This window comes from Frateuria edaphi, assembly GCF_021117405.1.
GTDB classification, from domain to species: Bacteria; Pseudomonadota; Gammaproteobacteria; order Xanthomonadales; family Rhodanobacteraceae; genus Frateuria_A; species Frateuria_A edaphi.
The window spans coordinates 2,473,172-2,496,821 of record NZ_CP088251.1 but is presented as its reverse complement, the minus strand read 5'-3'; the positions used below and the strand labels follow the sequence as shown (position 1 = coordinate 2,496,821).

The window sequence follows — 23,650 nt, the reverse complement described above, 5'->3', positions numbered from 1 at the left end:
GTAGGTTCATTTATCCCCCGGCGCGGACGCCGTATGGTGTCCCTGTCAGCTAGGGAGGCAGCATGATGAGGCCGTCGCTACTTCCGCCGATCCCTGAGTTGGAGCTTGCGGCAAAACTATTGGACGCAGCAGCGGACGCGGTCCTGGCAAATCGCCGCGAGCTTGCCGCCCTCCTGATCGCGGCAGCCGATCTGCCGGAAATTGGAGTTTACGCCCGCCGTCTGGTGGGGAAGATGAGCGTAGAGGTCCATCGGGTCGTCAAGCGGCCAGAATGCCTCCCAAAGGGTGACCGTGACCCTGCGCGCATGCCCTCTCTTGCTGCGCAGGCGGCGATCTTCGTCCGAGATGGCTGGCGATGCAGGTTCTGCGGAACAAAGGTCATCAACAGGTCAGCACGGGCTCGCCTTATTCGGTCTTTCCCCGATGAGGTGCACTGGTCCGCTCGAGAATTTGAACGCCACACCGCCCTCTACGCGATGGCGTGTTCGCTGGACCATGTGCACCCTCACGGGAGGGGTGGAAGGAACGAACCTGACAACTTTGTTACCGCGTGCTACTGCTGCCAATTCGGTCGGGGCGAGTGGTTGTTGGCGGAGGTCGAGCTGACGGACCCGCGCTCCCCAGAGCCGGTACGTGATTCCTGGGACGGTTTATCTCGAATCGCTGCGGCACAGACCTAACGGGACAGCCCCCTTACAAAAAAACCGGGTCAGAGTGCACTTTCCTGACAGCGTGCGGGTTGTCTGACTGACAGTAAGGCAAAAAAGGGGTCAGGTTCATTTTCCCTCGGGTGTGGGACTTTTCGGGGACGGCCGCGTGGAAGGACGCCTGCCGCCCGGCCGGTTAGTGCTTCGATTTGCCGGGAAAAAAGGGGTCAGGGTCATTTTTCCTCAGCGGCGGGAGGCTTTCGTGACCGACCGCGGGGTGGGACGGTCGCCGCTCGCAACGTGAGTGCCTCGACCTGCTGGCGGAAGCGGTCGCTTCCCCATGCGCCTGCTGCTGGGTGTGCCGGCGTAGTTCGAACCACTCGGCATCGTCGAATGTGTCCGCAAAAAAGGGGACGGAGGGAATTAAGCCTTGCCCGGCCCGCCTCGATTGTGGGCGAGCGGCATCGTCCGCGGAGCAGTGGGCGGGCGCTTGACGTTGCCAGGAACGGGCATGTTTGAATGGTTCCCTACAAGACAAGGATGCCTATGAACGCCGAATCCATCAGCTTCTCTCTGTTGCACGAGAAGGTCAGTCAGTACGCCAAGGAAACAGAAGCTCCCGATGACCGGCCCGGACCTGTTGAGCGCTGGGCGTTCGTCACTGGTTGCGCTGCCGGTGGTGTCGGCTTGGTGTTGGCAAAGGCACTTAGCGGCAACCTGGCCGTCCGCCTTTCTACTGTTGCACTCATCCTGGAGCTGACAGGTCTGGCCACAAGCCTTTTCTGCATGTTCCGGCGCGAGTGGCGCGGTTTCCAGCGGCCGCACGAAGAGTTCTCTCGTGAACTGGATCAGTCGTTCGACCACTATGTGAAGCTTGTGGCGTCGGTGCGTGTGCACCCTAAGGTGGAGCTGCAGCAGCGTCTTCGATATCTGAAGGCTCGTAGGGCCTCACTCGCCTACCGCACTAGTCTTTTCAGTGGAAGCATGGACCGACTGGGTGTGCTACCGGTACTCGCCGTACTGTACGTGCAGTTCAAGGATTGGCGCTTTGGCGACTGGGCATCGACGTGGGACAACGTGCATCTTGTAGGCGGACTGATTCTTTGGGCGTTACTCCTTGCTTACCTGGTGTCTTGGTGGCTGATCCGCCTTCGTAGCCGGCTCGACGTCTACGAAGCACTCCTGGCTGAGGCCTTGGAGGAGCGATAGGGCAGTGGCCCTAACCCGTTCGCCCGGCCGGCTCGCGGCTTCTGGCCTTCTCGGTCGGCAGTCTTCAGGGCCGCGAGCCTGAGAAGAAAGCGAAAAAAAGGGGTCAGGTTCATTTTCCCTCGGGTGTGGGGGCTTTTCGGGGACGGCCGCGTGGAAGGACGCCTGCCGCCCGGCCGGTTAGTGCTTCGATTTGCTGGCGGAAGCGATCGGTTCCCCAGGCGCGTTGTTGTTGGGTGTGCCGGCGCAGTTCGTTCCACTCCGCTTGGTCGACCGTGTCGGTGACCCACGCGCGGTAGGCGGCGAGGCGAGCGGAATTGCCTTCGCCCAGGGCCTGGTATGCGTCGTGCGGTGTCAGCAGGAGATTGGGCTGGCCTAGTGCATTGGCGTGATAGCTGGTCCATGGGTATTCGCCCGGTTCGGCCACCATGGACGCCCGCACGGGGTTGAGCTCGATGTAGCGGTAGCACGCCAGGACGTAGCGCGAAGTGTCGACCAGGGCGGCCTTGAAGCGTCCTTCCCACAGCGTGCCGGTGCGCCGGTAGCGCGCGTTGAAACTGCCAACGTAACGTCTCCCCACCGCCTGCATCATGCGGGAGAGCGACCCGGGTTCGGCCGGGGTCGCAAGGAGGTGAACGTGGTTGGTCATCAGCACGTACGCGTGAATGGCACACGCGTGTTTGGCCGCGGCTTCGCGCAGTTCTTGCAGGTATTGGCCATAGTCGACCGGCGCAGCGAAACACGCCTGGCGGTCGTTACCCCGCTGCACCAGGTGTTGCGTGACGCCGGGCAAATCCAGTCGGGGGTTGCGGGCCATGGGCATCCTCTCGCGGGCGGAAGTTGGCAGGATGGCCGGGAGGATCTCGCACGTATGTCGGAACACACGGATCCAGGTGGGTCGCATCAGCGCGTCCACACGTCGGCGAAAACGAACCCGACCCCTTTGCTTTCTTCCATGCGCCCCCCGGGCGGTCAGTCGGCACCTTTCCCGGCAAGAGCCCATCGCGAGCCCGTAGTAGGCTGAGGCTGCAATTTGAAAAGGTGAGCCCCTTGCCTGCGCAAACGGTCGCGATCGTCATCCACGAGGGCGTGCAGGCGCTCGACGTCGCCGGCCCGGTGGACGTGTTCGCCGAGGCCAACGCCTACCTCCCGGCCAACGACCGGTACGAGGTGTTGCTCGTGGCCGCCGACCGCCAGCCACTGCGTGCATCCAACGGCATGCGGATGCTCGCCGACCTGGCGTTCGAGGAGGCCCCGGGCACTTTCGACATCGCGTTGGTGGCGGGCGGGCCGGCCCTCCCTGACGCCGAGCCGGACCCGCGCGTGACGCAGTGGATTCGCGCGATGCCGGAGCGGGCAGGCATCTACGGGTCGATCTGCACGGGAGCATTCCTGCTCGGTCACGCGGGGCTGCTCGATGCGCGGCGCGTCACGACCCATTGGCAGAACGCGCGTGCCCTCGCAGCCATGTTCCCGGCCGCCCGGGTCGAGCCGGATGCGATCTACATCCGCGACGGCCGCCTGGTGACCTCGGCCGGCATCACCGCCGGGATCGATCTGGCGCTGGCGCTGGTCGGCGAGCGGCACGGCGCTTCAACGGCGTTGAGCGTCGCCAAGCGGTTGGTGGTCGTGGCCCAGCGCCAGGGCGGGCAGTCGCAGTTCAGTCCCTTTCTGGTCGCCCCCGCGGATCCGGCTTCGCCGATCGCGCGCATCCGCGATCACGTGATGGCAAACATGGCTGGCCGCCACACGTTGGAGTCGCTTGCCGCCATCGCGGGCATGAGTCCCCGCAACCTTGCCCGGCACTTCGTGCAGGAGGCCGGCCTGACGCCGCACGAGTTCATCGAGCGCGTGCGCGTGGATGCCGCACGGATGCTCCTCGAGGCAAGCGACAGTCCATTGAAGACCGTGGCCTACGACAGCGGCTTCAGCTCCCCCGATCGCATGCGCATCGTTTTCCTTTCCCGCCTGGGCGTCACCCCGGCCCAGTACCGCGCGAGTTTCCGGCGGACCGGGACGGGCTAGGACGCCACCTTCGGGCGCGCGTCGCGCGGTACGGCCATCGGCTGGCATGAAACGACGTGTACTTGTCCTGATCGGACGGCCCCTTTTGCTTGGCCCCCGCGGCGCACCGGCCAACAATGGTCACACCGCCCGCGGACCCCCGGCTCGGTTTTCCGATGCACGCGTGGCGGCCATCCGTATCCGCCACCGTGCCCCAGAGGAGGCCATCCATGTCAGAAACCATCGCCGGAGTTCGCGTGCCCGACAGTGCCATCGCGCGCGCGGCCACCCAGCTCGTCCGTGATACCGAGGACGACCTTCTCTACCACCACAGCCGCCGGGTGTTCTTCTGGGGCGCGCTCGCCGGCGCGCGGCGCGATCTGAGGTTCGATCACGAACTGCTTTATCTCGGCGCCATGTTCCACGACATGGGCCTGACTCGGCGCCATGCGAGCCCCGACCTGCGATTCGAGGTGGACGGTGCCAACGTCGCGCGCGACTTCATGAAGAGCCATGGCATGTCCGAGCGAGACATCGAGGACGTCTGGACGGCTATCGCACTGCACACGACGCCCGGTATCCCCGAGCACATGCGTCCGACCATCGCGCTGGTCACGGCCGGCGTCGAAATGGATGTGCTGGGCATTGCGTACCAGGACTTTTCCCCGGAGCAGCGCGACCACGTCTGTGCCCACCACCCGCGTGAGGCGAACTTCAAGGAGAACATCATCGACCACTTCGCCAGGGGCATCGCGAGTAAGCCCCTTACGACGTTCGGCAATGTCAAGGCGGACGTGCTGGCGTTGAAGGACATGGGTTACGTCCGCCAGAACTTCTGTTCGATGATCCTGGGTTCAGCCTGGCCCACCTGACGCAGGTTGTGCCCCAAAAAGGGACGGAGTGCCCCGGCTTTCGCAATTCGCCACGTCTCTTTTCCCGCCACCGGTAAACTTGGGCCCGACCTAGATCGATGATCAACAACGACGTCCTGCGCAGCATCCGTTACATGCTCGCCCTCAGCGACAACAAGGTGGTCGAGACCATGCGCCTGGAAAACCCGGGTCACCGGAAAGCTTGGGAAAACCGGTGTCACAATGCACTTTCGGTCAGCTGGCGGGTGCCGCGGCAGCTCGGGTCGGACGTGCAGCCCCAGAATCTTTCGTGGGTTCGGCGGTTGGTCCGTAGCTGCATCTCCTTGCCGCACTTCGGGCAAGGCGGTGCCGCCTCTGGCTCGTCGGACGCGCGTGCTTGGGGCGCTGGGGCGGCAGGAAAAACTCAGGTCAGAGTGCACTTTCCCTTGTTGCCGACAGGCCAGCCGAGTGCGTGGCCCTTTTGAAACCAAGCGGCGCGGCATTTCTCCCGCACCTTTGCCCATCAGGCCTTGCGCAGAAAGCAGGTCTTGAGCACCAGTCCTTTGATTTTGTCCGAGTTGCCTTCGATGTGCTCCGGGTCGTCGGCGACCAGACGAATGTTGCGGATGACGCTGCCCTGCTTGAGCGGGATGGAGCTGCCGCGCACCTTCAGGTCCTTGATGACCACGACGCTGTCGCCCTGGGCCAGCGCGTTGCCGTTGCAGTCGCGTACGAGGAGAGGTTCGCCCGCGCCGGCGTCGGCCGCTTCGCCTGCCGCCCATTCGTGGGCGCAGTGCGGACAGACCAGCTGGGCGCCGTCCGGATAGGTATCGTCAAGACCGCACTGGGGGCAGGGAGGGAAGGTGGTCATCGCAAAGCCGTTGCCGGGAAGAGGGACGCATTCTAGAGCGTGCGGCTGCAGTGGCTGCCTGCGGCAACAAAAGGAGTCAGGGTCGTATTCCCTCGGGCGCCCGGCTTTCCGGGGGACAGCCGCTCGCCCGAGGGAATTGGGTTCGATGTGGCGATAGCACGCCACTACGTAGCGTGCGGTATCGGCCAGGGCTAGTTCACGGGGTCAGGTTCACTTACCGCTCGCTCTGACGAAGCGCAGCGTCATCCGGTCCGATTCGCCAATCGCCTGCATTTTCTTGTGCTCGCTATCGGGGCCGGCGAGGTTGGGTGGGAGGCGATGGACGTTGACGTCTTCTGGGTCGGCGGGGTTGGCGTTGATCTCGGAGACGCCGTCGAGGCGGAAGCCGGTCTTCAACGCCAGCGCGATGAGGTAGTCCTCGGGAATGCGATGTAGCGTGCGGGAGCTTTGCTGTGCGTTGGCAAAAGGCCTGGCGCGGTGCTCGACCACCCCGAACACGCCGCCGGGCTTGAGCACGGCGAACGCGGCCTTGAACACCGCGGCAAGCGCATCCGGCCCCTGGTTGAGCCAGTCGTGCGTGTTGCGGAAGGTCAACACCATGTCGGCAGTCCCGTCAGGGCCAAGCCGCACCTGGCCCGGTGGCGCGAAGTCGACGATGGGGCCGACGTTTCCGTACACCGCTGGCGCCGCCTTGAGCTTGGAGACAAACGCAGTGGCGCCCGGAGCGGTAGCCTCGATCAGATGGCCGTGGGCGGCCAGGTAGGGCGCGAGGATCTCGCTATACCAGCCGTCGCCCGGCGCCAGTTCCACCACCGTCATGTTTGGCTTGAGGCCGAAAAACTCCAGCGTTTGCACGGGATGGCGGTAGGTGTCGCGCGCCTTGTTGGCGTCCGAACGCCAGCTACCCGCGGCCGCCTGCGGCAGGGAGATGGCCGCGGGCGTGGCGGGTTCCGCGGCAACGGCAGGGGCGCACAGGACGACCAGCAGCGTGCTGGCCAACCACGGAAACAACCGGAAGGTGCGGCGGATCATGGCGTGGACCTCCGAGGGTGGGAGTCATCCAAGCCTACTCCCCGACGCCATTTCGCGATGTCCTCGCTTCGATGCCCCCGGGGTCCCACACATCCTCGAAATCACATCCACGAGACGGCGATGGACACGGACGCACGGGGAAAGGCGGCATTGGTGGGCTCCCGGGTGAGCGGCTACAACAGGAACTGGCATCGCCAGGAGGTGGGTGGTGGCGCGGATCGCAAGCGCGGGTTTTGCCCGTGAGAGAGCGTCACTACGCGCTGATGAGTCTCCCGAACCTGTCGATGTGAAGTCCCGCCCCTGGCGGGCGTAGTGTCCTTGGCCGCGTCCCGCTCCATGGCTCGCTTGAGTGAACGCGCGCCGTGCCGATAGCCACGGGTGACACGCCGCCTGCCCAGGCGGCCTCCACTACACTCATCAGCAGACTTCTCGGACCTTCCGGATGCAAGCGCCTGACATCGACGATCGCTACGCACGGATGGCCGTGCTGTTCATGCTGTCGTTGGCGCTGCTGGGTGGCACCTGCGCCACCGTGATCCATTGGATGTCCCCGGTCCATCGGCCGATGGATTTGATCGTGCCGCCCGCGATCAGCGCGCTGTACGCCGGCCTGATCATCGCCCTGACACGGCGTCCCCAATGGATGGTCGGCATCGCCCGGGTCGCCCTGGTGGCGGCAGGCCTGGCGCTGGCGGCGCCGGCCTGGCTCTACACGCTGCAGGCCACCCTGACGCCCGGGACGCTGCTGGTCGACACCCTGCCGCCGGTGTCGTCGCTGTTCGTGGTGTTCCTGGTCATGCTGATGATCTTCGTCCCCGGCCGGCTGGCGTTCCTTCTGGCCGCGCTGGGCTGGACGACGATCGCGCTGCCGGTGCTGGTCTACCTGCTGTTCCATCGCGAGGAAATGTGGTCCGCGCGGGGCACGGATCTGCTGATGGCGTACGGGCCGGTCAGCATCATGGCGGTGGTGTTGCTGCCGGTGCAGCGTGGACTGGCCGGCAAGATCCGGCGTCTCTCGACGGAGCGGCAGCGAATGGAAGTGCTGCTTCATCGGGATCCGTTGACGGGCGCCCAGAGCCGGTTGCTCGGCGAGCGGATGCTGCGGGAAGCGTTGGACAGGGACACGCCTGCCGGCGTGATCATGCTGGACCTGGACCGCTTCAAGGCGATCAACGACACCTACGGCCATCCGGTGGGCGACCGTGTGCTGCAGGCGGTGGCGAGCGGTTGCAAGGACCTGTTGCGCGGAGACGAATGCATCTCACGCTGGGGCGGGGAAGAGTTCCTGGCGCTCGTGCCGGACATCGATGCGTCCGGCCTGTCGCAGGTCGCCGAGCGCCTGCGTTCGGCCATTGCCGGCTTGCCGGTGGCGCCGGTGCAGGCGGTCACTGCGTCGTTCGGGATCACCATGATCCAGCCTGATGACTCGCTCGATACCGTGCTGCAACGCGCGGACCGCGCGCTCTATCGCGCCAAGGAGCACGGCGGCAATCGGGTGGAGTCGGCGTCCGGCGAATAAAGCAAAGGAGACGCAGCGAATTGACCGCTTCTCCGCGAGGGTTGCTGCAGGCGCGCTTCCTTGCGCGCCTGCGGCATCGACCGCCGCCTCAGATGGCTGGCACGTGCCAGTCGTAGGCATAGCCATCGATCACGTAACGGGCGCTGGCAGTCTTGATATCCACGACGTAGATCTGTGTCGGATAACGGATACGGGGCGACCCCTGCTCGGAATAGCAGTTGGCCAGCACCCGCTTACCGTCGGGTGAAAGGCGTACGGGATGCCAGTAAACAGCGATGTTCCCGTTGGGGTCCAACGGCCTGCAGGGCACGGTCAGCCTGCGCAACTGGGTTCCATCGGTCTTGATGACATAAAGCTCAATCGCGTTGGATATCCGGCTGCCGCCGTTCACGACGGCGTGGGAACCATCTGGCGTTAGCAGCAGTTGCCCGCCACTGAGCACAAGCGTGCGGTCGAGGTCGACCAGCGGTACCAGCTGGCCGGTACTCAACGTCCTGACGCACAGGACGTGCTGGTCCTGTTCCTGCGGTGCGCAGGCACCCGGAGAGTTGGTCTGGAACACGACCTTGTCTCCGTCATACGACAGATCTGCGGCCGCGCCATGCAGCGGCGACGTCACGTCGTTATGGACAAGTTGCGCCGACCCCACATTGAGATTGATTCGAAAGAGCCTGGTGTCGATCGTCTGATTGGGATTATCCGGAGCCGTCACTTCCACATAGGCCAGCAGGAACCTGCCGTTGCCCGACCAACGAAGTCCCTCGATGGCTTGCTTGTTCGGGTAACTGCTCGGCGCACACCACAGCGTGCGCTTGCCATGGCCGTCAGGGTGCATCAGGCGGACGCAGGCGTTGCGCCGCGGTGTGCCATTTACCGAGTTGGAATACGCGATCAGGTCCGTGCCCGCCGGGCCCCAGGTGAGCCAGCCGTAGCTGGGGCCGTCCTTTGGCAGTTGCAGATCATTTCCACCGGGGAAAAGGGGCGGCGTGCGTTGGCCCCACGCGTTCATAATGAAGTATTTGCCGGACGCGAACGGGTGGTTGACCGTGGCTTCGCGAGTATGCGCTTTGAGGAACTGGCTATAGCGCCCGCTAGGGGAGAACGCATTGCCGACCCAGCTCTCCAACGAGTCGAAAGGCTGAAACCACGCGTCGGGGAGGTTGTACACGTCGTCCGCGAAGGGTGTGAGCTGGCGCAGACCGAAACCGTTGTCGCGGACGCTGAAGATCGCGCTGCCGGTCACCCGGTTCGGACTCGCCGGGTCGGTGAGCGGACGGACCAAAAGAATGGTGCCCGGTGAGCTGTCCCCCGCGTAGGTCGAAGGTTGGGTTCCTTCCTGTGAAAGAGTGCCCGGCCCGGCAACGGCGGCCGATGATCCACAAAGAAGGGCTGCTGCAAGGGTGGCGAGCGAGAAAACACGCATAAGCGTTTCCTCCATCTGGGGCAAAGCCCCTTCGCTGCCGCAGCGTTGCGCTGCGGCACTGGCTTGGTGCCTGGATGTCTCCCCTGGCAGTCAGCGTGCATTAATACGCGTATAGCTGCCGTGACAGCTATTGTTGGGGCCGGTGGATCCTCGCGAGGAAGATACGCAGTCGACGCGCAGCACGCGCACACGGTCTACTGGTGCGACCGCGCTCCAATAAGCTATCCCGACAAATGCTCCTGGGAGCCGATCATGCCGCGCGTCTGCTTGTTCGCACTCTTGTTGTTTGCCGCGCCTCTCATGGCGGGCCAGCCGGGGAAAATCCCCACAGGCGCCGCCATCGACCATCGTGTCGAAGACCTGCTTTCGCGCACGGGCGCCAAGGGCCTGGCCATCGCCGTGATCGACCGGGGCAAGGTGACCTACGTCAAGGCCTATGGCTCCCGCAACGCCAAGGGCGATCCGCTGCGCAGCGACACGATCATGTACGGCGCATCGCTCACCAAGTCGGTGTTTGCGTACACCGTGATGCGGCTGGTCGACCAGCACCGCATGGATCTGGACACGCCGATCGCGGCGTACCTCGACAAGCCACTTCCGGCATACGACACCGAGGCGATCTACCCGGACAAGTACGGCCCTTACAAGGATCTTGCCGGCGACGACCGCTGGAAGAAAATAACCCCGCGGATGGTGTTGACCCATTCGACAGGCTTCCTCAACTTCTACTGGCTCGAGCCCGACCAGAAGCTGCGCATCCATTTCGAGCCCGGTTCGCGCTACAGCTATTCGGGCGAAGGGATGATCCTGCTGCAGTTCGCGATCGAGAATGGGCGCAAGTCACAGGGCCTCGGCGTGGACGTCGGCGACCTCGTGCGCGAGAACGTATTCGAGCCGCTGGGCATGAAGCGCAGTTCGCTGATGTGGCGCGACGACTTCGCAGGCAACCTTGCCGACGGCTGGAACGACAAGGGCCAGCCGCAGCCGCATGACGAACGCTCGAAGGTGCGTGCCGCAGGCTCCATGGACACCACCATCGACGACCTCTCGAAATTCGCCGCGGCGCTGGTGAGCGGCAAGGGCCTGTCGCGCGCCTCGCGCGCGGAGATGGTCAAGCCGCAACTGCACATCGGTACGCGGACGCAGTTCCCGACGGTCCAGCCGAACCTGCCCGCCAACCAGCAACGCAAGGACCTGTCCGCGGGCCTGGGCCTGGTCGTGTTCGACGGCCCGCAGGGCCATGGGTTCTTCAAGGGAGGCCATGACGGCCAGACCGGTAACACGCTCGTGTGTATCGAAGCGTACGAGCGCTGCGTACTGATCCTCGCCAACGACGTCCGCGCCGAAGCCGGCTTTGCCGATCTCGTCCACTTCATACTCGGCGACACCGGTGTTCCCTACGGATGGGAGTACGGCGATCACGCAGGGAAGTCCGGCTAAACGGTTCCACTAAGGGGACGTAGCCAATCGAGCTCCGTCCCGCGCGCGGTCGCCTTGCAGGCGCCGCCGGTCCGCCGTGACGTGGTATCCGGGCCCTTTGCCCAGACTGACGCGCTCGAGCGCCTCCCGGTACTTTCGGCACACTCCCCAGCCCGTTATCAGCTCTAGCGTTCCCACGCACCGATCAAGCTACCGCCGCGGCCGAGGGACCTCATGCCAACCATGGACCGCCGACAGTTCCTGAAGCTCTCCGGCACGCTGGGCGCGGCCCTGGCGTTGGGTTGCACGCCCGTGCGCCCGTCGTCGAGCGGCTGGCGCGAGCGTCGTGACATGTATCCACAAGGTGTCGCTTCGGGCGATCCGGACGAGAACAGCGTCCTGCTATGGACGCGGCGTCCGTATGCGGACACGCGCAAGAGCGCCACGCTGCGGGTCGAAGTGGCGGAGGATCCGGATTTCACGAGGGTGATCGCGAGCACGGCGGCGCGGGTGTCGGCCGCGTCCGACTGGACCTGCCGGGTGCTGGTCGGCCATCTCCCGTCGGCCCGCGAATACTGGTACCGCTTCGTGGACGAGGAGGGCAACGGCAGCCGGATCGGCCGCACGATGACGGCGCCCGGCCCCGACGATCCGCGAACGGCGCGCTTCGCCTTCGTCAGTTGCCAGGACGTCTGCGAGGGTGCCCTGAACGCCTATCGACGCATGATCTTCGAAGACGAGCGTGCCGCGCCCGAGGACAGGATCGGCTTCGTGCTGCACCTGGGCGATTTCGTCTACGAGGTCGTGCAATACCCCGACCAGGTCAAGGACGGCCATCGCTACGACCGCCGCATCACGTTCCCGGTCCACTACCCGACCGGCAAGACGGTCGCCGATAACCGTTACTGGGTGCCCGCCTCGCTCGAGGATTACCGCGCCCTCTACCACGGCTACCTGCAGGACCCGGATCTGCAGGATGCGCGCGCGCGTTGGCCGTTCGTGGCGGTCTGGGACAACCACGAATTCTCCTGGCAGGGCTGGCAGTCGATCCAGGAATTTCCCGGCACAGACGGCTTGGTTCCCGCGCAGACGCTCAAGGTCGCGGCCAACCAGGCCTGGTTCGAATTCCAGCCGGCACGGGTCGCGGCGCCGGGCGCCCGCATGGACACTTTCGTGGCTCCGCACGTCGTCGATACCCCGGTCACGACGTTCGATGACGACGGACTGGGGCGCGAAGCCAACAACCTCGCCGCCATCGACAGCCTGATCGTGTATCGCGCCCTGCGCTGGGGCCGGCACATCGACCTGATCCTCACCGACCAGCACAGCTTCCGCTCGCGCGACCCGGGTTCGCACGAGGAGCTCGCTCCGCTGTTCGAAGGCGACGCGCTGGGCTGGGTGCCGGAAGAGCTGGCAATGCAGCTCGACGCGGGCCGCGACTACGCCGACGGCCATCCGCCGGCGAAGCTCTCTTTCCGCGGCAAGAGCGTGGCCAACTACCGCGCCCATGAGGCCGCGCAGACCCTGCTGGGGGCGAAGCAGAAGGCCTGGTTCCTCGAGCGCCTGCGCGGCGCGCAGGCTACCTGGAAGATCTGGGGCAATTCGCTGGGCACGCCCGACTGGCGCGTGGATCCGCAGCATCTCCCGCCGGCGTTGGGCCCATGGTCCGGGCAGGGCTTCGCCGTCATGGCCACCAGCGACTGGGGCGGCGCGTACCACGAGCGCGCCGAGATCTTCGACACCGTGCGCGATGAGGGCATCACCGGGTTCGCGATCGTCTCGGGCGACCGCCACAGCTTCTGGGCCGGCTACGCGGCCAAGGCCTTGCCACCCGCCGCGTTCGAGCCCGCGGGCGTCACCTTCGTGGGCGGATCGCTCATTTCCCCGGGCATGCTCGAAGCTTCCGAGCACAACCTGAAGAAGGACGATCCGTTGCGCCCGTTATACGTCGCCAATCCGGGCGACGGACCGACGCAGCCCACCGTCAACCTTCTGATGCACCATGGCGTTCGCTCGGCGCTGGAGTTCGCCAAGAGCGGGGATCTGAAGAAGGCGCACGCCGTCAGCAACCCCGACCTCGCCCCGCACCTGACCTTCGTCGACATGGGCGGCCACGGCTACGCAACCGTCCGCGTCGACGCTGGCACGATGGTCACCGAGTTCGTGTGCATCCCGCGCCCGATCGAGCGCAGTCCGCGTTCCGACGGCGGACCGCTGCGCTACCGCGTCCGCCACGAAGTGCCACTGTGGCAAGCCGGCGAGCGGCCGCGGATGCAGCAGACGGTGGTGGAAGGGGACCCGGGCCTCGCGGTGTGAATGGAGTGACCGGTCGGCGCTCTTCGCGGCGAGGCTCAAGGAGTCCCTGAATCCTTTTTCGCTCGGTCGGCGCCATCGACGCACGATCGAAAGAACGCGGGTCAGAGTGGGAGACGAACTCCCACCCCCTGGCCTGTCCATCCAGAACATCAGTGTTCAACGCCACCAGCCGAGTGTGTAAGGCGAGCCGTCGGGATGCGCGAACCAGCGCACCTGATTGCGGCCATCCGGGCAGGTGTCGCCCTTGGACAGGTGCACAATGACATCGTCCTGGGCGGCCACCTCCCCGTGGTAGCAGCTGCCGAAGCTGTCGCGGTAGTTGCGCAGGGTGGAGCTTTCCCAGCGCGGGTCGGTCTGGTCGGCGCCGCCTTTGCGGACGGAGTAGAAGCGGGCGCCCGCGTGCGTGGTGTAGTGGCCGAAGCCGGGCTTGTAGTGATCGCCATCGATCACGCGGCTCTGCGCGATGCTCACGTTGGTGCGCGTGAAGTCGATGAACCACCCGTCGCCGGTCTCCACATGCGCCGCCAACCGGTAGATCATCTGCAGCGGGTAGCTGACACTTGTGCGGTCCCAGCTGATCACCCGCGTGCCGATCGCGCGGCGGCTGGTCTGCTGCACCGTGCTGCTCAGTGACAGGTCCTGCCGGTAGGCCTTGTCGGCGGTGAACACGCCGGTGTACGGGCCCTTCACCCTGATCGCCTGTGTGCTGGCGAAGCTGCCGGTCTGGTACACGCGCGAGTCGATGCGCCCTTGGGATGTATTCACGAAGCCGCGGATCTCGAAGTCGCGCTGTTGCCGCGTGTGGATGTCGCCGACGATCGTGTCGCCGATGCGCTGCAGCGTGTTGGTGTAGCGGGGTGTGCCGCTCTCGGTGGCCAGCGTGTTGAGCGTCACGGCGCCGGTCACCTGGGCGCGTTGCGGGTCCAGGTACACCAGCAGTGCGCTGCCCGCGTAGCGGTCGCGGTCATAGGGATACCGGTTGTCCACGGTGACACTGTGCCGGCCGGGCGCGCTCAGCACGGCGGCAAACGGGGTGAGGTCCACCCGGTACGGCTTGAAGTTCAGCATCTCCAGCGTCGGAATGGGCTGGTTGGCGCTGTTGTGATGGTAGTTGTTCATGTCGGCCACCAGCAGCGGAAACACCGGAGCGATGCCCGCCAGGGTTCCATCCACGGCAATCTTGAATTCCCTGTAGTTGCCGCCGGTGCAACCCTGTGGCGGCGGATTGATGGCGATGCGGATGCGTCCACCCGGTGCAAGTACGTCTGTCAGGTGGGGCTGCTCGGCCGGGCCTCCATCATTCGGCCAGTCGATCACGCAGGTGTACCAGAAGTTATCGGGCAGGCCACCGCCGCCGCTGAAATAATCTGCCTCCACATCCAGGTAGGCCCGCACGATGTTGTGCGGCAGGTCGACCGGGGTTTCCTGGTTGACCGGGATCACGGCGTCCGGCACGCGGGGCGCGGGCGTGGCCGCGCTGGACGGATAGAAGAGCAACCGCGCGGTTCCGTAGAACGGGGGCGGCGGCGGGTCGGAAAGGTCGTCGTTCTGCGTCATCCAGATGACGCCCGTGCGCGGCACCCGGAACAGCGCGCTGTAGTCGGTCAGGTCGCGCTCGACATGCCAGCGCGAATCGCCGTCGTAGTGGGGCGTGATACTACGGAACAGCCGCACGTGCGCGAGGTCCATGCCGAGCGTCTGCGCCCATGAGCGCTGGACGCTGCGCACGTCCAGTTTGAGGATCACTTTCGACCACGGTGGCGGGCAGGCGGGCGGCGGCACGTAGGTGATCGGCGCGTTGGGATCGTAGTTAGGGTCGCCTTGCGCCCACACGCGATCGCGCATGAGCTCCACCGCGCAGGGCTGCCCGGCCGCCGGCGGCACGCGCGGATCGACCGATGCGACCGGGTTGGTCGATGCCACCTGGGGCGCGATGGCCGGACCGGCGGGTGATTGGGCGGCCATGACAAGGGCCGGCGCCGACATGCACACCGTGGCGACCAGCGCCCGATGCAGGGAATGGTGTCGAAAGGTCATGCGAAGCCTCCACCGCGTTGCGGTCGATCCATCCTGGCCCCGCGTAGCGTGTTACTCCGCTCCCCGCGGCATGGCTTGATGTCGATCAAAGGAAGGAAGGCAGCGATGGGCCGCGCTCGCCATGAGACCCGGCGCCGACGTAGCCACGCCGGTCGGGCCCGGCCCAAGGTGGGTCGTCAACCGGACGGTGCCTGGTCGCCGAGCCATCCGTCCGGCATCAGACTGGTAGCCAGCATGACTTCGTTGATGTCTCGGTGTGCGGTCCATGAGGCCGCAGCGCGGTGGTCCGGGGCAAGCCAGTAATCGATGATCGCCCGCCGCAGCGGCAGATAGGAACGGAAGGCATCCAGGCGTGCCTGGTTCGTGCGACTCATCGGCGCGGCGATCAGTCGTTCGAGCGCGGCCAGGCCGATCGCGAGGCCCAGCTCGCGAAAGCCCAGGCGTGTGTTGGCTGCTCCATGGAGCGAGCGCTGGCCATGCGGCAGGCTGGCGAGCGCGGCGGCGAGCAGATGATCGAGCAGTGCGCGATCACCCGTGTTGCCGGCCTGCGACAGTCGGTCCAGACGCAGCGCGTCGACCAGCAGGCCGCCCAGTCCCAGCGGGTCGGCGGTGGCCAGCTGGCTGCCGTGCAGCATGCCGGTGTAACCGGCGATCGCCGCGTCGAGCGAGGGCCCCGAGGCGTCGCCCAGGACCTGCGCCGTGGCCTGCAGCGCTCGTGCGGTGAGCAGGCCGTCGAGCGGGTCGTGCTGGCCCATCGAGGCGACCAGTGGACGGGCGAGGTCCGTGCTCATCTTCCAGTACATGCCCCCGCCGCTCGCGGCGAAAGCGCGGTGCGCGGTGTCGGCCAGTTCGCGGGCCCAGCGATTGGAGTGCGCCGCGTGGCGGAGGCGCACGCAGCGGTCGAGCGCATGCATCCAGCGGGTCAGGTAGTGGAAGTACTGCCCGTCACGCTCCCACTCCAGCCGCTCGTCGAACGGCTCGCCGGCGGCGCGTTCGGGCAGCGGCTTGCCGATGCGCAGCCCGGGGCGGGTGGGGTGGTCGTCATCGGCGCAGCCATGCGGCCCGCGCAGCCAGCCGCTGCGGAAGTCGTCGGCGCGGAAATGCGCAAGCACCTCGTGCACCTGCGTGATCGTGCGTTGGGCAAGGGCGTCGTAGCGCGCGCCGCCGCCGGCCTGGGCCAAGCCCAGGAAGTTGCAGGTTGCGAACGCGTCGGTCCACAGGTAGCGCACCGGGAGCGTATCCCCGTCGAGCCCGGTGCGCCGGGCGAAGGCGTCCATCAATGCAGCAGCCACTGTGGCGTCGGAGGTGGACATGGGCGCGGATTAATCGCGAGCGTCCAAAGGACGCGTGAACGAATCCGCGATCCGCTCCGCCCCGCAGTCGAAAGATCGCGCTGCCTTCATGCGGGGGACGGATAAGGCCGCTTCGGCAATGCATGCCCATGCGAACGCATCCGAGGCGGCCCTGCCAATTCGCCCGGCGCCTGATTTATTCGCCCCACTGCGGCGGGGTGCTTTGAGCTGATCGGCTGACGCCGCGGCAGATCTCGTGCACGAAACGGACGTGGCAAAAGCGAGGGCTCATAAGCCACGTCCCTTTGTTCGCTCAACGCCACCAGCCAAGGCTTTCCGGCGAGCCGTCCGGATGCGCGAACCAGCGCACGCGGTTGCGGCCATCGGGGCAAGCGGTGCCCAGCGAGCGGCCGATGATCGTGCCGCCACGCGCGTCCAGTTCCCCGAAATAGCAGCTGCCGAAATTGTCCCGGTAGCTGCGCGTCGTGAAGCCCTCCCAGCGCGGGTCGGTCTGTTCGTCGCCACCTTTCACGGTGGAGAAGAAGCGCGCGCCGGCATGCGTGGTGTAGTGGCCGAAGCCGGGCTTGTAGTGGTCGCCATCGACTACGCGGTGCTGCCGCACGGTGATGTTGGTGCGGTGGAAGTCGACGATGAACGCGTCGCTGAGCGTGACCGTCGCGGCCATGTGCCAGCTCAGTTCCAGTGGGTAACGGGTGGTGACCTGATCCCGACTGATCAGTCGCGTGCCCTGGGAGCGTCGGCTGGTCTGTACTGCCGTGCTGGCCAGCCACAGGTGCTGGACGTAGAGCTTTTCGATCGGTGTGTCGTACTGGTCCGGCCGGTCCGGTCCCTCGAGGTGGAATGCCTGGACGTTGGAGAAGTCGTTGGTCTGGTGGACGATCGAATCGATGCGCCCGCCCGACGTGTTCACGAAGCCGCGAATCGTGAAGTCGCGGTGCTCGCGCGTGCGGATGTCACCTTGCGTGCTATCCCCGTTCTGCTCGACGGTGTTGGTGTCGACGGGTGCGCCGTTTTCGGTCGCGAGGGTGTTGAGCGTCACCGCGCCGGTCACCTGGGTGCGATTGCGGTCGAGGTAGAGCAGCAGCGTGCCGGCCGCGCCGGTGGAAACATCGTGGGGTCCGGCGGCACTAAGGATCGCCGCGAACGGCGAAAGATCGACCCGGTAGGGCTTGAAGTTCAGCATCTCCAGAGTGGGGAGCGGCAGGTTGGCGCTGTTGGGGTGGTACCAGCTCAGATCGGCGATCACCAACGGGAAGACCGGAGCGATTCCCGCGAGCCTGCCGTCGACCCTGACCTGCAGTTCGCGGAAACTGCCGCCGCCACATCCTTCGTCCGGGGGATTGATCGCCACCTTGGGATTCGTCCCGGGCGCGAAGACATCGCCGAGCCGCACGCCCGCGGAATCATTGCTCCAGCAGGTAAACCAGAGCGGGTCGCCCGGCAGAAACCCGTTCTCGACGTCCACGTAGGCGCGGACGATGTTGTGCGGCAGGGCCACCGGCGAACCCCGGTTGACCCCGATGACGGCATCGGGCACACGCGGCGCCGGCGTGGCAGAGGTAGACGGATAGAAAAGCAGGCGCGCGGTCGCGTAGTAGATGGGCAGGTGATCGGGCCAGTCGTAGTCGATGGCCTCCGGGTTCTGCGTGCTCCAGATGCTTCCGGTGTGCGGCGCCCTGAACAGCGCGCTGTAGTCCGTCAGGTCGCGTTCGACATGCCAGCGCGACAGGCCCTCGTAGCGCGGTGCCGCGCTGCGGAACAGCCGCACGTGCGCCAAGTCCATGCCGAGCGTTTCCACGATAGAACGCCGGGTGGTTTGCACATCCAGCGTGAGGATGACCTTGGACCACGGCGGTGGACAGGCCGCGGGAGGCACGTAGGTAATCGTCGGGTCGACGACCATGTAGACGTTCTCCTGGGGCCACGGGCGGTTGTGCAGCAGCTCGACCCGGCATGGGGTGCCGGCGGCGCGCGGTACGCGCGGATCGACCGATGGAACCGGATCGGTGGCAGCCACCTGTGGCGCGACCTCGAGAGAGGCATGCGGGCGTGCGCCCGCGCCGAAGGCCGGTGCCACCAAGAGCATCGCGATGGCCAGCGTGCGATGCCAGGAAGCGTTCGGGATAAGCATGAGGAGCCTCCACCGCGTTAGCGGATGGTCGCATCCCGGATTCCCGCGCGAGGTATTACTGCAAGGCAGCCGACGTGAGTTGACGTTGATCAACGAAGGGCGAGACAGGACGGAATGAGTCCTTCCCTATCACCGGCTGTACCGACATCAGCCGGTCGGTCCTGGACATGCTCGCCCATGGACGAACCACGGCGAGGCTGAAAAGCGCATGCGCTGTCGCGCCATCGATCCCGACAGCAGCGCCTCGTTCGCGCCGGGACCGGCGAGGGGGCTTGAGCGAATCAGAGGGGTCGCGGAGATGGTGACACCTGGGCTCTGGGCACCCATTCCTGCGATCGATGGGACGTGGCAAATCGATATCCTGATGAGCCACGTCCCTTCGCGGTAGCGCATACCGCAGCGCGCCGCTGGTGGGCGGATCAGTTGTGATACCAACCGTAGTAGGCGGCGCTGCCCGCGCCGACGTCCCTAGTCGAGCCAGTCCCCAGGTCGACGATTTGCATGAGCGGCGCCTGGCCGGTCTTGTTGACCAGCAGCCGGGTGCCGTCCCATGACCAGTCGGCGACCGAGTAGCCGGCGTTCGGGTCAGGATCGGCAATAACCGGGTGTGCGTTGCTGCCATCGGCATTCATCACGTAAACCTGATTGCCCTGGTCGAACGCGATCATGCTGCCGTCGCGGGAGTATTTCGGCGAACGGCCATTTCCATACGGCGTCAGCGTGCCCGTTCCGAAATCCACGTGGTACATCGCGCTGACGCGATACCTGTTGGCGTAGATGCCCTGCTTGACGCCGGGCGCGACGGTCAGCTCCGTCTGGCTGGGGAGGCGCTGCTGGGTGAGCTGGACGACCGCCTTCGTGGTGACGTTCACGCGGTAGACGTGCGAGATCCAGTCCCCGTCTATGCTGTCCTCCCAGGCGGCGGCTTCGAAAATGACTCCCCGTCCGCTCGGGTTCCACGTTGGAGTGGACATCGTCATGGGCTCGCTGGGGCGATCGGCGATGTCGGGGCAGAACAGATCTTCCTGGCCCGAACGGTCCGCATGGGCGAGCGAGAGGCAGAGGTTGTGGCTGCCTCGGTCGGAGATATAGGCGATCAGCCCGTCGGGTCCCCACGACGGCTGCTGATGCAGATAGCTGCCGCTGGTGATCTGGCTGTCCCCTGGTCCCTCGCGACTCGTCACGAAGAGTTGCGACTCGCGCGACCAGTCCGCAACCAGCCGTTCGTAAACCATGTTGGCGCCATCGGGAGACCAGTCGCCGGGGCGAAAGGTGACGCCCGGCACCGCGATCGACAGCGGCACGGTCTGTTCACCGGAAGGTTTTACCCGATACAAGCCTGAATACGTCGAGCCGTCGCCGGCCACGTAAGTGCGGGAAAGAAGGATCAAGGGAGTGGAAGCCGTCTGTGCCGCGCACAGAGGAGCTGCGGCTGCGGCTGCGACTGCGACAAGAGCCGAAAGGATGGCTGGGCATTTCATCTTGTTGTTGCTCCGTTCGTTGGGGCAACACAGACGAGGGGAGCTGGAATCCGCAACGTCCGTGTTTGCCCGGCGTGCCCCTGTGCGCAAGATCTTGCTGCCGGCGTTGTGAAGGTTCAGCGACCGGACAGGTTTCACCCCGGGCGTGCGAAAGGGACGGCCGGCCGGTGGCGCGGCATGCCGCGATGCCAACCCGTGCCGTTCACCGCTTCGCCATTCGCCCTCGGGCATCCGTTGCCGACGCCGTCATCACTTCGGGTTAATGACCATCCTCGCAACCGGCCGCCGAGGTAGGAACCGATGAAAAAGACACTGCGATTGATGAAGAAGAGCCTGCTGGCGAGTTTGATCACCGGCTCGGTGGCGACGCTGGCCGTCGCCCCGAACGTCCTGTGGGCGCAGACCGCCAACGCCACCCTGCGCGGCACCGGCCCGGCCAACGCCCAGGTCACCGCCCGCAACGTGGCGACCGGCTCGGTGCGACGCACGCGTACCGGCGCGGACGGCAGCTATGCGCTGCCCGGCCTGCAGCCAGGCACTTACCAGGTGGATGCCGGCCCGGGCACCGAGCAGACGGTGACGTTGACCGTCGCCTCCACCGCGACCTTGAACCTGCAAGCGCCGGTGGCGGCCGGTGTGCCAGTGGCCGCGGGTGCGCCTTCGCCGGCCGCCGCCACCACGCTTGGCGGCGTGTCGGTCACCGCGACCACGCTTACCGAGGTCAAGACGCCGGAAGTGGGCAACACCATTTCGCTGCGCCAGATCCAGACCATCCCGCAGATCTCGCGCAACTTCCTGGAGTTCGCCGACACCGTGCCCGGCATGGTCTTCACCGTCGATTCCAAGGGCAACACGTCGCTGCGCGGCGGCGCGATGAACAACAGCTCGGTCAACGTCTACATCGACGGCGTGGGCCAGAAGAGCTACGTCAAGGAAGGCGGCGTCAGCGGCCAGTTCGGCAGCCAGGGCAACCCGTTCCCGCAGCTGGCGATCGGCGAGTACAAGGTCATCACCTCCAACTACAAGGCCGAGTACGACCAGATATCCTCGGCCGCGGTCACGGCGCAAACCAAGTCCGGCACCAACGAGTTCCACGGCGAGACCTACTACCGCTACACCAATGACGCGTTCCGCGAGCGCACGCCGGCCGAGCGCGACGCCGGCACCAAGACGCCGTCGGAGGAGAAGGAATACGGCTTCGCCATCGGCGGTCCGATCATCAAGGACAAGATGCACTTCTTCGCGACGTACGAGGCCAAGCGCTTCGATACGCCGATCACCGTCGTGCCCAGCGCCGACGGCGCGCCGGGCGTGGCCTACCTGCCCGCCGACGTGGCCGGGCTGTTCGGCCCGGCCGGACTGAACTTCAAGGAAGACCTCTATTTCGGCAAGCTCGACTGGGAGCCGACCGACCGCGACCGCTTCGAAGCCAGCGCGCAGATCCGCAAGGAAAACCAGCTTGGCGGCATCGGCGACCAGAACGCTCCCTCGGTGGGATTCAGCACCCGCAACAATGACAAGCGCTACGCGCTGCGCTGGCAGCACAGCGGCGAGGCGTACTTCAACGAGTTGCTGCTGACCTACGAGGACGCGTTCAACGCGCCGACTGCGCTCAACTACGGCAACGGCCTGGTCTACACCTGGGAGCGACCGACCGACGACCCGGTGATCATCCAGACCGGTGCGGCCAGCCCGCTGGCCACGCAGAACAAGGGGCAGAAGGGTCCGGCCATCCAGGACGACTTCACCTTCAACGACCTGCAGTGGCACGGCGACCACGTGATCAAGCTGGGCTTCAAGAAGAAGATGGTCACGCTGAACGCGGCCGACGCGGCCGACGTCAACCCGCAGTTCTATTACAACGTGACGACGGCCGGCACTGCGGGCACGCCGTACAAGGCCTTCTTCACCAAGCCGGTGACGGGACTGGGCCTCACGCCGTCGGTCTCCACCAAGAGCCACCAGTTCGGCGCCTACATCCAGGACGACTGGGACATCACCGACAAGTTCACGCTGAACCTGGGCGTGCGCTGGGACTACGAACGCACGCCGTCGTACACCAACTTCGTCACGCCGGCGAACGTGGTGGCCGCGCTCAACAGCCAGGACCCGAACGGGCCGCCGGGCCAGACTTACGCGCAGTCACTCGCGCTCGGCGGTATCGACGTCAACGACTACATCAGCACCGGCAGCAACCGCTCCGCCTACAAGGGCGAGTGGCAGCCGCGCCTGGGCTTCTCCTACGACCTCAACGGCGACGAGGCGCACGTGATCTTCGGCGGCGCCGGCCGCGCCTACGACCGCGACCTGTACGACTACCTGCAGCTCGAGACGACCAAATCGGCGTTGCCGCAGTACACGATCTACTTCCGCGACCCGGCGACCGGCCTGTGTCACCGCAATTCGACCCCCTGCTACGACTGGGACCCGAACTACCTCAACGGCTTGGCCAACTTGCAGGCGCTGCTCGGCCCCAGCAGCAATGCCGGCACCGAGGTCGACCTGCTGAACAACCACCTGAAGGCGCCGTACTCCGACCAGTTCAGCCTCGGCATGCGCAACCAGGTCGGCGACTGGAACACGAGCGCGACGGTCTCGCGCATCCTCAGCCACGACGGCTTCGCCTTCACGCTCGGCAACCGCTACCCGGACGGCGCGTTCTTCCAGAACAACAGCCAGCCGTGGGGCAATGGCGTGCCCGGGTTCGGCGCGCTGATCGTCGGCAACAACGGCATCGCCACCCGCACCACTCAGTTGCTGCTCTCGGCCGAGAAGCCCTACACGAAGGAATCGCACTGGGGCGCGACGTTCGCCTACACCTTCACCCACGCCAAGCAGAACCGCGACATCAACGAGCATTACTCGTTCGACGAGGCGACCATCGGCGACTACCCGTTCATCACGTCCAACGCCGCGGCCAAGCATCGCTTCGTGGCGACCGGCAACATCGACGGACCGTGGGGCACCACGCTGTCGGCGAAGCTCACCCTCGCCACGCCGCTGCCGTTCAACGGCATCGCCTGCTACGACGGCGCGGTGTTCCCGGCCGGGAACAACTGCATCCCGCAGGCGGCGACGCCGGGCGGCTCGCGCTTCATCTTTGGCGGCAAGATCTGGGGCTACCGCGACATCGACTTCCAGGCGACCAAGAACTTCGACCTCGGGCATGGCGTGACGCTGTTCGGCCGGTTCGACGTGCTGAACGTGTTCAACTGGGACAACTTCGTCGACTACGTTCCGACCTACGCGAACGGGCAGGCGACGGTGGAGTACAACCGCCTGGGCAACATCACCTTCGTGCCGCGCACGTTCAAGTTCGAGGTCGGCCTGAACTTCTAGCGCAGCCCAGCGCCCCGGCACGGCTACGGCCGTGCCGGGAGCGCGCTCCCATCCGGGCCTT

General features: G+C 65.8%; 16 protein-coding genes and 1 pseudogene. 9 read left to right on the top strand and 8 right to left on the bottom strand.

Translation table 11 applies throughout. From position 1 onward, the window contains the following. Positions 1 to 62 precede the first annotated feature (62 nt). A complete protein-coding gene (locus LQ772_RS17420) occupies positions 63 to 680 on the top strand; it encodes an HNH endonuclease (RefSeq protein WP_425600790.1) in 618 nt (205 codons plus the stop codon). Between the two features lie 513 nt (positions 681 to 1,193). Beyond that, positions 1,194 to 1,856, top strand: a complete 663-nt coding sequence (locus tag LQ772_RS11640) for a hypothetical protein (protein WP_231321001.1) — start codon at positions 1,194 to 1,196, stop codon at positions 1,854 to 1,856. A gap of 109 nt (positions 1,857 to 1,965) precedes the next feature. Here the strand turns inward: LQ772_RS11640 and LQ772_RS11635 are convergent, their stop codons facing one another. After that, positions 1,966 to 2,670 (bottom strand): transposase, encoded by a 705-nt coding sequence (locus LQ772_RS11635; RefSeq protein ID WP_231320999.1) that lies wholly within the window; start codon positions 2,668 to 2,670, stop codon positions 1,966 to 1,968. 233 nt (positions 2,671 to 2,903) lie between these two features. Here LQ772_RS11635 and LQ772_RS11630 point away from each other — a divergent pair, with 233 nt between their 5' ends. The 3 genes and pseudogenes from LQ772_RS11630 to LQ772_RS17415 form a co-directional block, all read left to right on the top strand. Beyond that, positions 2,904 to 3,878 (top strand): GlxA family transcriptional regulator, encoded by a 975-nt coding sequence (locus tag LQ772_RS11630; RefSeq protein WP_231320997.1) that lies wholly within the window; start codon positions 2,904 to 2,906, stop codon positions 3,876 to 3,878. A gap of 209 nt (positions 3,879 to 4,087) precedes the next feature. Further along, positions 4,088 to 4,729 (top strand): HD domain-containing protein, encoded by a 642-nt coding sequence (locus tag LQ772_RS11625; RefSeq protein WP_231320995.1) that lies wholly within the window; start codon positions 4,088 to 4,090, stop codon positions 4,727 to 4,729. Positions 4,730 to 4,827: 98 nt separating this feature from the next. After that, positions 4,828 to 4,917, top strand: a pseudogene (locus tag LQ772_RS17415) (DUF1456 family protein); the annotation flags it as partial. 314 nt (positions 4,918 to 5,231) lie between these two features. Here LQ772_RS17415 and LQ772_RS11615 read toward each other — a convergent pair. Together LQ772_RS11615 and LQ772_RS11610 are read right to left on the bottom strand one after the other, a co-directional pair. Further along, on the bottom strand, positions 5,232 to 5,579 hold the full coding sequence (locus tag LQ772_RS11615) for a zinc ribbon domain-containing protein YjdM (RefSeq protein WP_231320991.1): 348 nt from the start codon (positions 5,577 to 5,579) through the stop codon (positions 5,232 to 5,234). A 210-nt stretch (positions 5,580 to 5,789) separates the two neighbouring features. Next, a complete protein-coding gene (locus LQ772_RS11610) occupies positions 5,790 to 6,611 on the bottom strand; it encodes a class I SAM-dependent methyltransferase (protein WP_231320989.1) in 822 nt (273 codons plus the stop codon). Positions 6,612 to 7,053: 442 nt separating this feature from the next. On the opposite strand from LQ772_RS11610, the gene LQ772_RS11605 reads away from it, so the two are divergent. After that, on the top strand, positions 7,054 to 8,130 hold the full coding sequence (locus LQ772_RS11605; RefSeq protein WP_231320988.1) for a GGDEF domain-containing protein: 1,077 nt from the start codon (positions 7,054 to 7,056) through the stop codon (positions 8,128 to 8,130). A gap of 88 nt (positions 8,131 to 8,218) precedes the next feature. Here the strand turns inward: LQ772_RS11605 and LQ772_RS11600 are convergent, their stop codons facing one another. Further along, positions 8,219 to 9,553, bottom strand: a complete 1,335-nt coding sequence (locus LQ772_RS11600) for a TolB family protein (protein ID WP_231320987.1) — start codon at positions 9,551 to 9,553, stop codon at positions 8,219 to 8,221. Between the two features lie 252 nt (positions 9,554 to 9,805). On the opposite strand from LQ772_RS11600, the gene LQ772_RS11595 reads away from it, so the two are divergent. Beyond that, the gene (locus tag LQ772_RS11595) at positions 9,806 to 10,993 is read left to right on the top strand and encodes a serine hydrolase domain-containing protein (protein WP_231320986.1); all 1,188 of its coding nucleotides are present in this window, start codon (positions 9,806 to 9,808) and stop codon (positions 10,991 to 10,993) included. A 213-nt stretch (positions 10,994 to 11,206) separates the two neighbouring features. Further along, on the top strand, positions 11,207 to 13,288 hold the full coding sequence (locus LQ772_RS11590) for an alkaline phosphatase D family protein (RefSeq protein ID WP_231320985.1): 2,082 nt from the start codon (positions 11,207 to 11,209) through the stop codon (positions 13,286 to 13,288). Between the two features lie 156 nt (positions 13,289 to 13,444). On the opposite strand, the gene LQ772_RS11585 is transcribed toward LQ772_RS11590, so the two are convergent. The 4 genes from LQ772_RS11585 to LQ772_RS11570 all read right to left on the bottom strand — a co-directional run bounded on the left by LQ772_RS11585 (position 13,445) and on the right by LQ772_RS11570 (position 20,160). Then, positions 13,445 to 15,325, bottom strand: a complete 1,881-nt coding sequence (locus LQ772_RS11585; protein WP_231320984.1) for a peptide-N4-asparagine amidase — start codon at positions 15,323 to 15,325, stop codon at positions 13,445 to 13,447. Between the two features lie 176 nt (positions 15,326 to 15,501). Then, positions 15,502 to 16,638, bottom strand: coding sequence for a hypothetical protein (locus LQ772_RS11580; protein ID WP_231320983.1), 1,137 nt, complete (start codon positions 16,636 to 16,638; stop codon positions 15,502 to 15,504). 292 nt (positions 16,639 to 16,930) lie between these two features. Then, positions 16,931 to 18,769: a peptide-N4-asparagine amidase gene (locus tag LQ772_RS11575; RefSeq protein ID WP_231320982.1), complete on the bottom strand. Its 1,839-nt coding sequence runs from the start codon at positions 18,767 to 18,769 to the stop codon at positions 16,931 to 16,933. Positions 18,770 to 19,188: 419 nt separating this feature from the next. After that, a complete protein-coding gene (locus LQ772_RS11570; RefSeq protein ID WP_231320981.1) occupies positions 19,189 to 20,160 on the bottom strand; it encodes a TolB family protein in 972 nt (323 codons plus the stop codon). Positions 20,161 to 20,550: 390 nt separating this feature from the next. Between LQ772_RS11570 and LQ772_RS11565 the strand changes: the two genes are divergently transcribed. Then, positions 20,551 to 23,589 (top strand): TonB-dependent receptor, encoded by a 3,039-nt coding sequence (locus LQ772_RS11565; RefSeq protein WP_231320979.1) that lies wholly within the window; start codon positions 20,551 to 20,553, stop codon positions 23,587 to 23,589. Positions 23,590 to 23,650: the final 61 nt, after the last annotated feature.